Origin of the sequence: Bacteroides sp. MSSM.1001136sp1_RTP21357st2_D2_RTP21359_211015 (genome assembly GCF_040913205.1) — a bacterium.
GTDB lineage: Bacteria > Bacteroidota > Bacteroidia > Bacteroidales > Bacteroidaceae > Bacteroides > Bacteroides ovatus.
Window position 1 is genome coordinate 75,067 of sequence record NZ_JBDFVF010000005.1, and the last position, 16,082, is coordinate 91,148.

Annotated in this window: 8 protein-coding genes; all 8 read right to left on the minus strand. The window is 41.8% G+C overall.

The window, feature by feature from the left end:
• Window positions 1–12: 12 nt before the first annotated feature.
• A complete protein-coding gene (locus tag AB5217_RS05265) occupies window positions 13–2,355 on the minus strand; it encodes a GH92 family glycosyl hydrolase (protein WP_410521115.1) in 2,343 nt (780 codons plus the stop codon).
• A 12-nt stretch (window positions 2,356–2,367) separates the two neighbouring features.
• Window positions 2,368–4,647, minus strand: coding sequence for a GH92 family glycosyl hydrolase (locus AB5217_RS05270; protein ID WP_004324756.1), 2,280 nt, complete (start codon window positions 4,645–4,647; stop codon window positions 2,368–2,370).
• 76 nt (window positions 4,648–4,723) lie between these two features.
• A complete protein-coding gene (locus AB5217_RS05275) occupies window positions 4,724–7,246 on the minus strand; it encodes a glycoside hydrolase family 31 protein (RefSeq protein WP_004297323.1) in 2,523 nt (840 codons plus the stop codon).
• A 116-nt stretch (window positions 7,247–7,362) separates the two neighbouring features.
• Complete coding sequence (locus tag AB5217_RS05280; protein WP_230595735.1) at window positions 7,363–7,821, minus strand: hypothetical protein; 459 nt, start codon at window positions 7,819–7,821, stop codon at window positions 7,363–7,365.
• 81 nt (window positions 7,822–7,902) lie between these two features.
• Complete coding sequence (locus AB5217_RS05285) at window positions 7,903–9,048, minus strand: SusE domain-containing protein (protein WP_004297320.1); 1,146 nt, start codon at window positions 9,046–9,048, stop codon at window positions 7,903–7,905.
• Between the two features lie 36 nt (window positions 9,049–9,084).
• Entirely contained in the window at window positions 9,085–11,004 is a 1,920-nt protein-coding gene (locus AB5217_RS05290) for a RagB/SusD family nutrient uptake outer membrane protein (RefSeq protein ID WP_004323617.1), read from the minus strand.
• 22 nt (window positions 11,005–11,026) lie between these two features.
• On the minus strand, window positions 11,027–14,164 hold the full coding sequence (locus AB5217_RS05295; protein ID WP_004297318.1) for a SusC/RagA family TonB-linked outer membrane protein: 3,138 nt from the start codon (window positions 14,162–14,164) through the stop codon (window positions 11,027–11,029).
• A 109-nt stretch (window positions 14,165–14,273) separates the two neighbouring features.
• Entirely contained in the window at window positions 14,274–15,869 is a 1,596-nt protein-coding gene (locus tag AB5217_RS05300; RefSeq protein WP_224440820.1) for a C2 family cysteine protease, read from the minus strand.
• Between the last annotated feature and the right edge of the window lie 213 nt (window positions 15,870–16,082).

Genomic DNA, 16,082 nt, shown 5'->3' on the forward strand with positions numbered 1-16,082 from the left:
ATCTTTATTTTATTATTTATTGATTCCGTCGGTTAACGAGTAAGGTTTGTCTTCTTTCGTCAGGCCACGACGCTTGTTGGGCGATGCTGACATCTTAAACTCCAATACTCCACCTTTCAATATATCCTCATGCGTAATATACATCTTATCATATACTTTCCCGTTCAGTTTCAGAGACTGAACATAACGCTTCTTGTCACTGACGCCCGGTGCTTTGATTTCCAATGTATTGCCATTGAGAAGTTTCAGCTTCAGATAAGGCAAATACGGGGCTCCCAGTACATACTCGTCTGTTCCGGGACAAACCGGATAGAAACCCATTACGGAGAAAAGATACCAAGCAGACATCTGTCCGCAGTCGTCATTGCCACCCAGTCCGTTGATGTCATTACGATACATCTTATTCAGGATTTCACGCAACCAGTACTGTGTTTTCCAAGGTTCAGAGGTCCATGCATAGAGATAAGGAATATGATGGCTGGGTTCATTGCCATGCACATATCCGCCAACCAGGCATTCTTCCGTTATATCCTCGTTGTGTTCATAGTACTTTTCCGGCAGATGCATAGAGAACAGCTTATCCAGTTTGTCTACAAACACTCTCTCCCCTCCCATCAGGTCCATCATGCCAAATACGTCATGAGGCACATGGAAAGAGAAGTTCCAGGAATTTCCCTCAATGAACCCCTCACCATAGGTCTGCAACACATCAAAGTCCTTCTTGAATGAACCGTCACTAAATCGGGGACGGGCAAAACCAATCATCGTGTCATAGATATTACGGTAGTTCAAAGCACGCTTCCGATACGTTTCGGCAATCTCTTTCTTTCCGGATTTTAAGGCAGTCTGATAGATGGTCCAGTCATCATACGCATATTCCAACGTGGAGGAAGCTGCCGTACCGCTTTTGTCCAACGGGATATAGCCCAGTTTCATATAGTCCGCCACTCCTTCGTAATAAGGTACAGTAGAAGTACTGACCATTGCGTCCAAAGCCTCGTCTACATTGGAAAAAATTCCTTTAGTTATGGCATCCGCCAACACCGATACGGCATGGTAGCCACTCATACACCAGTTCTCATTACCCATCAGACTCCAGACAGGCAACATCCTGTGCACACTTTGCTGTTCATGCTTAATCATTGACTCCACCATGTCCACACTACGTTCCGGCTTCACTAGATTCAGGAACGGATGTTCCGCACGGTAGGTATCCCAGAGTGAAAATATCGTGTAGTTGGTGAAGCCTTTTGCCTGATGGATATTGTGATCCAAGCCACGATAAGATCCGTCTACGTCCATATAGACCGATGGATTAATCATCGTATGATAAAGCGAAGTGTAGAGCATTGCTTTCTGGTCTGCAGTTCCTTCCGCCTCAAAATGATCGAGTTCATTGTTCCAGTCCGTTCGGGCGGCTTCTGCCAGTTCTTCAAAGCTTTTTCTGGAAGCTTCGGCATGTAGATTCTTGATAGCTCCCTCGGTACTGACAGCCGACAATGCCACCTTTACGACCAGTTCGGATTCTTTGACTGTATCAAAGTTGAAGTAAGCCACAATCTTGCGTCCTGTAATCTCCGGAAAATTCTTTTCCATATTGAAACGACGCCAGAAGCCATTATAACGCACTTTTTCTTTGTCCTTATACCCATATTCCCTTATAGGTTGTGAAAGAGAAATTGCAAAATAAGTATAGTTGGTTCTTGCCCATCCGTTTGTTATGCGATAGCCCGTAAGCAAGGTATCATTTTCAACCCGCAGGTTTGCCCATAGTACCTTACCGTCATAATTATAGATACCATGTACCAAGTCCAGAATCAGATGACCGTCTTTTCCTTTCGGGAAGGTATATTTATGTATACCCACACGTTGCGTTGCAGTCAACTGCGCCTTAATGCCATAATCATCCAGCATCACTTCATAATATCCGGGAGCAGCTTTTTCCGTGGCATGGCTGAAACGGGAACGGTATCCTTCGTCCGGGTAATCCGCCCTGCCGGGATTCAGTTTCAGTTCACCTACGGCAGGCATCAGTAAAATATCGCCCAGGTCCGAATGTCCGGTTCCGCTAAGGTGTGTATGGCTAAAACCCACAATTGTCTTATCACGATATTGATAACCGGCGCAATACTCATAGGCGTTCTTCTGATAGGCTCCGTTTACGTTATGTGGAATTGTGTCTGTATCCGGGCTCAACTGTACCCATCCGAAAGGTGTGCAAGCACCGGGAAAGGTATGCCCCATACCATTAGTACCAATTATCGGATTCACATAATCCACTGGTTGTTGAGCCATGGCGGACGATACTGTAACCGCCGCCATAGCCATTATCCCTAATCTCTTCTTTATACCCATATCCAGTTAGTTTTAGTCGCGAGAGAAAGAATACGGATAATCTGATTCATTCACACCTCTTCCCATATTGGGTTTATTATCCATATTAAATAGCAGTCGCCCGCCCTTTAATAAATCAAAATGGTTCAAATAGTTCTTCGTATAGTTCTTGCCATTATAGTTCAATGAACGGATATAACGGTTTTCATCACTGTTCTTGGGAGCAGAGATTTCCAGCTTCTTCCCGTTTTCCAATGTAATAGTTGTCTTTTTGAAATAGGGAGCTCCCAGCACATATTCATTGCTGCCCGGACATACCGGATAGAAACCTAATGCCGTAAAGACATACCAGGCTGAAGTCTGTCCGTTATCCTCATCACCGCAATAACCATCCGGGGTAGCAAAGTACAGGCGAGTCATAACCTCACGCAACCAGTATTGTGCTTTCCAAGGTTCACCGGCATAATTATACAGGTAAATCATGTGTTGGATCGGTTGATTACCATGCGCGTAATTCCCCATATTGGCAATTTCCATTTCGCGGATTTCATGGATGACTCCACCGTAGTAACTGTCATCGAATACCGGTGGAAGACTGAATACGGAATCAAGCATACTGACAAACACCTTCTTGCCCCCCATCAGGTCGACCAATCCTTGTACGTCATGGAACACCGACCAGGTATAGTGCCAGCTATTTCCTTCGGTAAAAGCATCTCCCCATTTAAAGGGATTAAAAGGAGACTGGAACGTACCGTCGGCATTCTTTCCACGCATCAGTTTCGTTTCCGGATCAAACAGGTTGCGATAGTTCTGACTTCTTTTTTTATAAACGTCCAGTTCCTCGGCAGGACGTCCCAGTTTCTCGCCCATACGATAGATACACCAGTCATCATAAGCATATTCCAGCGTACGTGCAGCACTCTCATTGATCTTTACATCGTATGGTACGTAACCCATTTTATTATAATATTCATATCCACGACGTCCGGTAGTGGAAACTCGCGGATGTACACTGTTGGCACCTTTCAGTAAGCCTTCGTACATTTTTTCTGCATCCGCTTTGGTTACATTCTTCATAAAGGCATCCGCCACTACTGAAGCAGAGTTGTTGCCAACCATACACCCTCTGTGTCCCGGACTAGCCCATTCGGGAAAAAAGCCGCTTTCCTGATAAGTATTCAACAAACCTTCCTGCATTTTTTCTCCCATGGAAGGATATACAAGGTTCACAAACGGAAACAGGCAACGGAAGGTATCCCAGAATCCGGTATCGGTAAACATATAGCCCGGACGGACTTCGCCGTTGTAAGGACTGTAATGAACTGTTTCGCCCTGCGCATTTACTTCATAGAACATACGGGGGAAAAGCACGGAACGATACAGACAGGAGTAGAATGTACGCATACGGTTTTCATCATTGTCTTCTATCTTGATGCGTCCCAGCACGTCGTTCCAAGCCTTACGCCCTGCTTCCTTCGTCTGCTCGAAGGTTTTCTTGCCGATTTCCTTCAAGTTCAGTTCTGCCTGTTCGGGGCTGATGAACGAGGAAGCGACCTTGGCATGCACCTGTTCGCCTTTCTTCGTGGAAAAACCGATAGCTGCTCCCACATGATTGGACTGCAACTCCAGATGTTTTTCTACCGTATGATAGTCTGCCCAGACTTTATTGAACGTGAAAGGTTTGTCGAACTCTATCACGAAATAGTTCTTAAAGTTCCGTGGAACGCCGCCGCTGTTGCGTGTCGTATATCCCACGATTTTGTTTTCTTCGGGGATCACCTTCACATACGAACCGCGATCAAAAGCATCTATCACGATATACGCATCTTTCGTTTCGGGAAAAGTGAACCGGAAATAAGCACAACGTTCTGTCGGAGCAATTTCCGTTGTCAGATTATATTCTGACAAATAAACACTATAATAATAAGGAGTTGCCTTCTCTGCCTTATGCGAGAACCAGCAGGCACGCTGCTCCTGATCAATTCTCAATCGTCCCGTCATTGGCATGATTGAAAACTGTCCGTAGTCATTGATCCAGGGACTAGGCTGGTGGGTTTGCTTGAAGCCACGGATTTTATCCGAAGCGTAAGTATATGCCCAGCCATCACCCATTTTGCCAGTCTGCGGCATCCAGAAATTCATCCCCCACGGCAATGCGATAGCAGGATATGTATTCCCATTGGATAACGAGATTTTAGAGTCGGTTCCCATCAAAGGATTCACGTAGTCGACAGGTTGTTTCTGCGCGAAAAGGAAATAAGTGCCCAATAACAGGGCACCTCCGAGAGACAAGAGTTTCTTTTTATTCATGGTTTGTGAATTAAGTATAATATTATATATTACTTTATTCGGTGATATTCATAAGCGAGCACGAAAAGAAATCTATTTATTGTTCATATTTAATCAACTGTAAGAACCATTTCACCTCATCCTCATTTAGTTTTTGAACATCTTTCAACAGGGCAGGCAAGTTTTTATAACTCTTCCAAAACTCAGCAGACAAATCATCCAAATTCTCTGGTGTGTAACGTATAGCCTCCTTGATGCTGCCCAATTTGCAAAAGTCCGGTTGAAAAACAATATAAGAATTACGATATTTCAATTTCTCCATCGCCTTAGCTACACGTTTGGCAGCACCAAATAATCCATCCAAATTGACTTCGGAAACAGGATATTCAATTGCAACCACTTTTTCTCTATTACAATCTTTCTGCGGAATATCTACCAACAGAGCGAATTCTTCATTCAGGTAAACGAAATCTTGTTTCTGTCCGTCTACTGTCACACTTTCAGGTATAGCCGAAGCAAGAACCTTTACCTGATAAGAACGTTGTGCAGGCATTTCCTTATAAGAACCTTTACGCGGACTAATAGTTAGCGTCAGTTTTGAGCCCGTCTTTTCAGAGTGAATAGCAGTCGTAGCAAATTCCTTCTGATAATTTTTATCATCGCCATTGTCCTCGTACAATGTAAATTCAGAAGAAGTCTTACCCGGAATAACATTCAAAACAATCGTTTCATCCTTACCGTTCAGATTCATCACTTTATCGTTGTACATCGGCAGTACCGCACCTGCTTTAATATAAATGGGGTATTCGTCAAGAGCGAAATAACGAGTCAATACTTGTCCCCCTTGCAACGTCTTTCCGGAAGCAAATTCATACCATTGTCCCTCCGGAAGCCATACTTTCACTTCGGTATAACCATCCTTCATAGGTGAAGTTGCAGGAGCTACCATTACATCATTACCAAACATATATTGATTGCGGTAATCATAAGCTTCTTGCGTTTCCGGATAATCATAATACATTGGGCGACAGAGTGACAGTCCTGTTTCATAAGCCTCACGAGCCATTGTGTAAATATAAGGTACCATATTATAACGCTGGCGAATGATGCCACGCAAAATATCAGATACCTCATTACTAAATACCCAAGGCTCTTTTGTCAAACCAGCAATCTTCGTACTATGTGAACGTAAAATAGGACTAAAAGCGCCAAATTGCATCCAACGAACATACAATTCCGGATCAATATGGTCTACACCCTGGTGACCTCCTATATCATGACTCCAATAACCATAAAGTACATTACTGGCAGTAGAGTTGAAGTAAGTCTGGTAATCGAGACTAGCCCAGGAAATAAATGTATCACCCGAAAAGCCCACCTGATAACGATGATTTCCAAGTCCTCCCCAACGATGATAAATCAATGGACGCGTCTGACGTTCACGCTCCATTTGGGAGAAAAATATATAATTCAGCCACCAAGTATTACTTAGATTTTTCACTTCTTTATCAAATGGTTCCTGCTGCCAATCCAGCCACCAAAAATCTATTCCGGCATTGTTCATAGGCATTAGAACATTCTTGAACATACTTTTTATGAAACTCTTTTTTGAAGATATCCAAGGTATTTCCTGTTTAGTAGCCGGATCCACTCCATTATCACGCGCCACAGCTTCATATTGTTCTTCGTAACTACGGACTCCTTCTGCAGGATGCAGGTTAAGGGTAACACGTAGTCCATTGTCAGCTTTCAAATCTTTAAGGAGTTTACGATAATCAGGAAACAACTCTTTGTTCCATGTCCATCCGGTCCAACTCCCCCGTCCCTTATCTGTATAATGCCAGTCCATATCTATTACAAGCACATCCAAAGGAATATTATAGTTTTCAAAATTCTTGCATAATTCTCGCAATTCATGATCACTATACATCCAATAACGACTCCACCAATAACCGAAAGCATAACGGGGAGGAAGAGGCATACGGCCGGCAAAAAGAGTATAGTCTTTCAATGCAGCTTTATAATCATGTCCATAAGCCATAAAATACCAGTCTTGAGCCCCCTCAACATGTTCACGAGTCTTCACCCAATTCCAGTTATCCGCATCACCATCGAAAAGAAAATTGTTGGAGTCATCTAAGCAAGTCCACCCGTCTTTAGCAAGAAGCCCATCTTCCAAATCCGCTTTGTGCCCCCAACACTTATCCCCGTCCCATCCGTCAAGTGTACGAGTCGTGCCTTTCAGATTATACTGTTGCTTCATACCTGGCTTCCAAACGAAAGCAGGTGTCAACCCTTTCATCGAAGAAATCTGAAGATTCTCGGCAGTGAAAGCACCACTATTTTTTTTATAACGCAGTTTCATTTTAGAGGTAGAAAGCTCAATCCATGCACCTTTCTTTAGTTTGAATTTAACTGCCGGATAATTACGTTCTACAGCCAAGAAAGAGTGTTGATTAATGAATTTACCATCAGGAGCATACTCCATACGAATTGTACCGTCAGAAATGACTGTAAAACGTACATTCGTATCCTCATAGGCAACGTTATTCGATTTTTCTTGTGCACCCAAGGAAATTGAAAAGAAAGTTATCAAAAAGAACAAGTAAAAGTTCTTCATCTGCTTGAATTTTGAATAATGAATAATTGGTTTGGTTTAGAATATTAAGGCATCTCTTCCACTTTTCATGCAAAAATACAAAAAAAGAAAGAAGAGATGTTTGAATTTACACAGAATCAATCTCTGGTAACATGAATGACAGCCGTTTTCACACTGCCTTCTTCGGCTAAAGCAGTAGAAATAGACAGATCAATAGGAGTTGCAGTGATGCTAATAACAACATCATAGGTACCTGTTTGTGTAAAGCCAGCTTTTGTCAAGTAGTCTTTTAATTGAACTTTACTTATGGTCATACTCAACACATTAAGTTCTTCTTCAACTGTCACCTCGTTGTTCAAGACTTCTGTGACAATATTCTCTGTATCAGAATCACTGGCTTTAGTAAATGCTACCGTATAAGTGGCATTACCTACATCTACCCAACGGAAAGCTATAAATTGAGGAGTGGTAAGATCTGTCATGTCCAACGTATACTCATCGGCCTCTATAATTAAACTTTTAGGTGAAGGAACACCGGCCCCATCTTCGTCAACGCAAGACTGAAAGCCCACAAATAGTAGTAAAGATACTACCAAACGATATAAATGTTTCATTGTAATCAAGATTTATAGTATTCAAGTTTTGAAGCCGGAATTCTTCCGGCTTCCATTCTTTTATTAGTTTGCAGGAACAAACTCTGTATGCATATCTTTCACATCCAAACAGAAAGTAAACTTGTAACGACCACTTACAGTAGGAACCCACTTGAGGTCACCGCCATCTTTTTCCAGACGATACTTTGTCAAGTCATGATTTGTTAACGGATCGGTAGCGGCCTCCGGAGCAAAGAAGAACGGATCTTCACCCCAACTTGAACCTCCAAGACTGATTTTTATTTCACCGCCAGCATTGAACTCACCTGTCCAAGAATACAGGTGTGGATTACGAGCATTCTCTATTTTGAAAAGACCATCACCACTATTAAGAGTCCAACCAACAGAACAACCATTACCTACCATATACATTGTTTCAGGAACAGGTAGTTCTAAAATTTCCATCATACGGCAATCATTATAATCGTTATTAGTGTCCACAATGAAAGTGCGACGTCCTGTTTCTGTATTAGTAAATTCTGTAATTTCACCCTCATTCAAATAGACCATATGAAGACCATCTCCACTATTACCGTAGGCAGGATAATCTCCACCTGCTACTGTAATAAAATGATACGCACAAGGAGTCACATCAAATGTACCCTCATAAATACCGGTTCCCATGTTGCGTTGTCCTAGCCGTTGAGTTGAGACTTTACCCTCATTATCTGTCATGTGAATGTAAATATAAGTAGGATACTTCTCATAACCCGACACAGTAAATTCTACCGTGGACGATTCCGGCTTTATGTATTTGTCCGCATTATGAACGGTACAAACGACTTGTGCAGTAACTTTAACCTCTTGCCCCGGCAACACCCAAGTACCAATAATAGCATTAAGTTCATCATGCGTGAAACTCTTTTTCCGATCAGTATCCAATTCATAAAAATCGGTATTATTTGCACTTTTATTTGCCGTAGCATACAAACGTAACGAGTAGGTCACTAAGTCAGTCTCATTGACCGGACTACTAGCGGCATCCCAAGTAAAGGTTATCGCAGTTTCGTCTTCCTTTCCTTTATCCAACACCAGCTTATCGGTAGAAGCTACAATATGCATCTCGTCAGGCTGTTCGTCCAGCGTGAAGTACTCTGGATCTTCATTACAGGCTGTCGCCACTCCTAATATGCTGCACAACCCCATTATTTGATAGAATATCTTCTTCATAATTTTTTACTTCATTAAATAATTGATTGTTATTCACTATTCGAGCCAGAACGGAGTTTGCACCAAATTCGGGTTCTTCTCATATTCATCAATAAAGACTGGCATCCAATAGTAACATCTTTTCCATACACGAGTCTGATAAACGGTACGTTTGAAGAAAGTCTCATTGGTAGTTCCCTCTGAATTCATACCATAATCATCACCAATCATTTCCGGTGTATTTTCCACATCTTTCCAACGACGAAGATCGTACCAGCGATTGTTCTCCAAACAAAGTTCTACACGACGTTCAGCTTTGACAACTTTACGCACAGCTGCTTGCGTGTTCTCTATATGTATAAAATTCTCATCCAAGTCAGAGACAGCGTCAAATGTGTACTGACGCACACCTGCCCGTTCTCTTACCTTATTTAAATATTTTAAGCACAATTCACGGGCAGCACTTGTATCATAGGCCTCATTATTAGCTTCGGCATAATCCAAATAAGTGAAAGCCAACCGATAAGTGAAACCTTGACGACTAGTATATACACCTGTTTTTTTGTTATCGGTCATACAAAGACTCTTACGAACCAAATAACCATTTTGAGGAGCATCATGAGGCGAGCTGGTACGAATATTGTCTTTTCCGTTGTAGAAGAAGTCATACGGACGCTTCGCACATTCTTGCCAAGATCCATGGAAAGAAACAGCATTATAAAAACGAGGTTCGCGGTTGCAATACATCTTATAGATTCCGGCAGCAGTTATTTCTCCCTCTTTACCGGTACCATAAGACCAGCTAGTATTACGTTTATCTACATTTTCCGAGAATCCCTTTTCTGAATAAGATTCATCCTCAAGAATAGGTAATCCCCTTCTTGTGAAAAATGCATCAACCAATCCTTGATAGACTCCTTGACCACCACCGCCACTGAATTCACGTGTGGAAGCTCCATAAAGGAAAAAATCAAAGTAACCGTTTCCTTTTGTTACCGGGAAAGTAATTTCTCGGTTTCCTTCACTCCATTTCTTGATATGGACATTATAGGTAGACATGAATGGATCGTTCTCACCGGTAGGACCTGTTTCAACATACAGTTTGTATCCTGCTTTTTCCGCTTCATCAATACAAAGCTTGCAAGCCTCGGCTGCTTTTACCCATTTGTTGGGATCGTAAGTCGGATTGAATACCAGTTCCCCCGCTTTATTACGATAATCTTTGTACCATTCATTACCATTAACCAGAGGGCTAGCAGCAAACAATAACATACGAGAACGAACAGTCAGTGCCATAATCTTATTGATACGACCATATTTAGAAGGATCATCGTAGATAGCAGGCAGTGCATTTGCGGCCTCCAACATTTGTTGATCACAATAATCTACTACTTCATCAAAAGGACTTTGTCCAATCATCAAATCAGACAAGGTGAAATCACTAGGGGTGATATAATCCGGTTTAAAAGGAATAGCACCATAGTTTTCAGCCAACTGCCACCAAGCATAAGCAGTTAGGAACTTAACTTCCATCTTCATATTATCTATTTCACTCTGTGGCAAATCACTATCCGGCAAAGCATAGGCACGTTGTTGAAAAATATATCCGTGACGGATATATTGCGGCATCATACGCCAAAAATCGCCATCCCATGTCGAATTGACAGTCCATTCACCAAAGATTTTAGGAATGGTGGTTTTACCATCCCATTGCTCCCAGCGCTTTGAAGGAGTCAGGTCATCAGCAAACACTTCGTAACCATCTTTCCAGATACGCCATTTATCAGGCTCATGAATTGTGTTGTACACAAAAGCCAACCATTGATACACCTTATCTCTATTGGAAAACACCATTTCGATGTCCAGTTCCGTGTCAGGTTCTTTATCAAGATAATCTGCACACGAAGTATTTGTCGTAAGCAGCGAAGCCGCCATAAGACCCGCTACCATATATTTTGAAAAATTGAGATGTCTCATAAAATTGTTTTTGAGGTTTAGTTTAGAAATTAATATCAATACCAAACAAAATAGAACGGTTCATCGGATATTTCAAACCATTATTAGTACCAAGTTCCGGATCCCACAATTTGAAAGGAGAGAAACATAAGAGGTTGTTACCGCTGACAAATACGCGCGCCCCCTTAGAGTAAATTTTTTCCATCCATTTCTTCGGGAAAGTATATCCGATTTCTACAGTTTTCAAACGTAAGAAACTCATATCCTTCTTCCACCAAGTAGAAGCACGATAGTTGTTCTTGTTAGGACCATATGTAAGGCGAGGCCAAAAAGCATACGGATCTTGATTATCATCCGTCCAACGATCATCCAGATTTTCAGAATAAGCATTCCCCTGCACAGTTGTACCACTACCTGGCAAGAAGATGGTTGAATTACCAATCACACGATGAGCGTCGGCAGTACCTTGAAAGAAGAAATTAAAATCTATGTTCTTATAAGCTATAACACCGCCAAAACCGTAAACGATACGCGGATCTTCCGTTCCGCCAATATAACCTTCGTCTTCTTCAGTAATTTTACCGTCTCCATTCATATCAACATATTTAATGTCACCCGGATAAAGTTTGTCAGCACCCACCTCTTGTTTTGGAATACCGAATTTCAATGAACCATCAGACTCAAAATCGTCTGCAGTGAACAAACGTTCAGCGGTAAGCCCCCAAAGTTCATTCATAGAGCGCCCTGTCTGTCCGCGATAAGTACCAATTTTAGAAGGAGCCTCGTCATACTCGTCTACACGATTCTTGGCAAAAGTAAAATTCCCATAGAAAGATGTAAACCAGTCTTTATTAAGTTGCTTGTGCAAATTAATCGAAACCTCCATACCGCCATTCGTTACTTTTCCATAGTTAGCCCAAGGATTTGTGATAAAACCTGTTTGTGTAGGAATAATACGACGTTGCATAAAGATATTCTTACGTTTTTCACGGAAAACATCTACTGTAATATCCAACGCGTTCCACAAACCAACTTCCAGACCAAGATTTGATTTAGTAGCTGTTTCCCAAGTCAGATTTGTCACACCAATCTCGCCTTCTGTAATACCTTTATCGTAGTTCTTTTGTCCTGTAGTCCCCCAAGTATATCCGCTGGCATCTGTTTTTAGTGTAGTCAAATAAGCAAAACGACGACCACCAATATTATCGTTACCTGCTTGTCCCATACTAGCACGGAATTTAATCTTATCAAAAGTGTTTTTCAAAGGCTCCATCCACGGTTCTTCACTCATCAACCAACCTAATGCTACGGAAGGAAAGAAACCGAAACGATGACCTTTGGCGAAATTTTCCGAACCATTATAACCGAAGTTGAATTCAGCTACATAACGGCTATCGTATGTATAAGACAAACGTCCTGCAAACCCTTGTTTACGATAATCCTGAATAGAACCGTCGTCATAAGCCTGTTGATTATAAAGAAGCAAAGCATCAATATCGTTCTTTCCGAACTTACGGCTATAATTCAAGTTAAACTCAAAATAAACATTGGTATTACCATATTCAGTGCCGGTTTCACTACCCATTGATTCATCGCCCACATCATACGACGTATACACCAAATTACCTTCTGCATCACGCCCTGTCGCCGGATGTACGGTAGGAGTATTGCTGGTACGCGACCTCCTGCTACTGTTCCAACGGTCGAAACTGAAGATACCTTTAGCTTTCAATCCCGGCGTAATCTGTCTCAAGTCTTGTTCTACAGAAAATAAAGTCTGAATCTTGGACGAGGTAGTGAAGTCATACCCTCCCTGCGTCGCAGTCCTCCACGGGTTAGCTCTATTCATTTCACGAGGAATGGAACCGTCGCTATAACGTGCCGGGTGCACAAAAGGTAAAGTCTCGAAAGCTTCGGAAAAAGCTTGGTCTGTGCTGCAACGTTGTTTCCTGAAACGATTCAGAAAACCACCAATATTTACACGCATCAAGGTAGTTTTGGTTACGTTCATATCAATATTCGAACGCATATTGAACTGATTATTGTCCGTAGAATTATCTACCGGCAATGTTTTATCTTGTTGCAGAATACCCGACTCATTAAAATATGAAGCTACGATACAGTAACGCAAGAAATCAGAACCACCACTTACCTCCAAATTACCTTTGGTTGTGTAAGCATAATCTTTTGTAATTGCATCAATCCAGTTTACGTTCGGATAAAGATCGGGATCATATCCGCTACGGGTACGATCAATACGCGTTTGATCAAAAGGTAATATCGCTCCATCCTGTGCAGCCAGTTGGTTGAGTAACGTCATATAATCCGGTGCATCCAAAAAATCTGGGAATTTGGTAGGTTGATTAATAGAATGTTCTACGTGTACTCTTACCTGGGGTGCACCAATTTGACCGTGTTTCGTTGTGATGACGATTACACCATTAGCACCACGTACACCATACATGGCACTAGCCGACGCATCTTTCAAAATAGAAAAACTTTCAATCTCGGCTACATCTACGTTATTAAGATCTCGTGCAATACCATCCACCAAGATCAATGGAGAATTACTGCCCGAAAAAGAACTAATACCACGAATCCAGAAGTTAGAATCATCATACCCCGGTTCACCACTACGCTGAATAGCAATTACACCACTTAACTTACCCGCTAAGTTGTTACTTAATGTACGACTTGTACCAAATTGCAGTTGCTGTGGTTGAATCGTCTCAATAGAACCGATGATAGACGCTTTCTTCTGGCTACCATAACCGGTAATTACAACTTCCTCCAACTCCGAAGCGTCTTCCTCCAGAACTACATTGAGTAACTTCGATCCATTTAACGAAACAGATTTCTTCTTAAATCCAATATAAGAAAACTCCAATGTAGAATTTTTGGCCGGAACGGTTATTTGAAACAAACCGTCAACATCTGTCACTGCCCCCGAAGGGTTTGCAACATTAGCTACAACAATCGTTACTCCCGGCAATGGATTCTTATCCTTATCAGTAACCATTCCCGTTACACGAACTCCTTTCTGCTGTTGCACTTCCAAAGTACTCTCTACGGAAGCTTCCCGCAAAGATGCAGCCATACCATCAGTTGGCAAACTCCAAACCGGGACAGCTAGAGAAGCAAAAAAGAATGTTCCCAAAATGCTTTGAATTACATTTTTCATACTTTAATGTATAATTAAGGTTAATATTAATTTTAAGTTTAACATATAAATAAGATCTTTTGAGTCCTGCGTTTTACAGGATATGAGTATATTCAAATATTAAATCAAACTACCTTCCAGTTCTTAATAAATGAGGAGCGATGCGCATTGGCATCGGAGTATAAGAAGGCGGTGTATAAGGAGATAAATTTCCTCCTACTCCAAATTCTTCTGCTGCTCCCGGTTCCATTATACGGAGATCGATAAGCGGCGGAACCGTATTATCATCCTTGATGAACAACATGCCGTCGCCCGTCCCGTCATGTCCACCACTAATAGTAGGCACTGCACCCCATGGATTACGCATGACGAAAAGCATCGTATCATCCACAGGCAAAGACACGGTATAAGCATGTGCAGAAACAGTTTTATACTTACCGTCGACAGGAACATCGCTTTTAGTGAATCCTCCTACCACCAGTTTTCCTCTCTTCAGTGAAACCGACACGGCACGTTGCAGCTCGGCAGGAGTTAATTTTTCCGGAGCAAAAGCAAAACTGGAGCCATTACCGGTGATGATAGCTGCTGCATATTCCGAACCGATACCGCCAATGTCCGACGTGTTTCTAAACGCTTGAAACCACTTGATGACTGCCTTTTCAAGAACTGTAGACCATGTGGGCTGACCGCTCTTGCCGGAACTTGCGCCCAAACTTCCACTCGTACCCACGAACAGATTACTTACTCCGACTTCGATCTGCTGTCCTTTCGGATCGTACAGCTTCACCGTAAATGTCTGGTTGCCATTATTCTTAATAATATTCTTGATAAATCCCGGATAAACGTAAGACAAAGAACCCATCACCGCACACAAACAGCAGTCACCAATGGAATGTTGGTTTACATCTGCCGGACAAGGTTCGCCAAAAGGATAAAGATTGGAGACTTGGAAACCAGCCCAACTCAATCCGGCAAAAGGATCCGGTTCTTTATTCGGATCTTTCAACCACAGCAATTTTTCCTGCGTAACGGACAAATCCGACTCGGCATGCTGAGTACCCATCACATTATCCGGACTATACGTACTTCCGGAAGATTTCGACATCAAATCATCAATGTCTCCAACGAAAGCAGATGCTGCCAATGACAACTCTGCGAGTTGAGTAGAACTTGCCCCATGATTACTTTGTATGCTCAATCTATAATATCTATATTCTTCTTCATTTTCTACAGCATACGTTTTCGTCTGTTTTCGTTCTGCGAAAGTCTGATCTTTCTGAGTGTCCAGTACTACCCATTTTTGATTGTCAGAAGAACCGGATAATGTCCACGATTTCGGATCTGCTTCCGGAGAATCAGCTGCCGATGTAAGTGAATAGGATTTTACTGAGACACTACTGTTTCCATTCCAATTTATATTCACATTACTATGATAAGTAACGTACTTTGTGTCTAAATCATTATCTACTAACTTTCCAACTTCCGACCCAACAGGTGCATCCGAATATTGAGTCCAAAGAGTTCCGCCACAAGGCATACTGGAATTATTGGCATCTAATGCCCAATAAGTCTGAAAGAAAGCTCTTCCTTTTCCTTGTTCATCATCATCTGAACAGCTAGCAGCACAAAACGACAATAATAAAATTGAAAATAGAAATCCACTCTTCATAAGAAAAGAATCGGTGTTCATCTTCCACCGCAACGATTTCGCGTGATGTTTTTTCATTCTAAATACATTCATTTTACTTGTTTATTAAGGTTACTAAATACATTTGTATTCTTAACTATGCATATATTTTTCTTGTTAACGAAAGCAAAATAAGTTCTTTTTCACCTATTACATATACTCTGGCGTGACAAAATGAAGACAAAATTTCGTTGACAAAGAAGCGCACAACAAGCACAATAAGAGCACAAAATAAAGTCCTCATATTCAACA

Excerpts from the sequence above, each read along its gene's own strand:
- AB5217_RS05265 (WP_410521115.1), bottom strand. The coding sequence starts at position 2,355 with ATGGGTATAAAGAAGAGATTAGGGATAATGGCTATGGCGGCGGTTACA.
- AB5217_RS05270 (WP_004324756.1), bottom strand. The coding sequence starts at position 4,647 with ATGAATAAAAAGAAACTCTTGTCTCTCGGAGGTGCCCTGTTATTGGGC.
- AB5217_RS05275 (WP_004297323.1), bottom strand. The coding sequence starts at position 7,246 with ATGAAGAACTTTTACTTGTTCTTTTTGATAACTTTCTTTTCAATTTCC.
- AB5217_RS05285 (WP_004297320.1), bottom strand. The coding sequence starts at position 9,048 with ATGAAGAAGATATTCTATCAAATAATGGGGTTGTGCAGCATATTAGGA.
- AB5217_RS05290 (WP_004323617.1), bottom strand. The coding sequence starts at position 11,004 with ATGAGACATCTCAATTTTTCAAAATATATGGTAGCGGGTCTTATGGCG.
- AB5217_RS05295 (WP_004297318.1), bottom strand. The coding sequence starts at position 14,164 with ATGAAAAATGTAATTCAAAGCATTTTGGGAACATTCTTTTTTGCTTCT.
- AB5217_RS05300 (WP_224440820.1), bottom strand. The coding sequence starts at position 15,869 with ATGAAAAAACATCACGCGAAATCGTTGCGGTGGAAGATGAACACCGAT.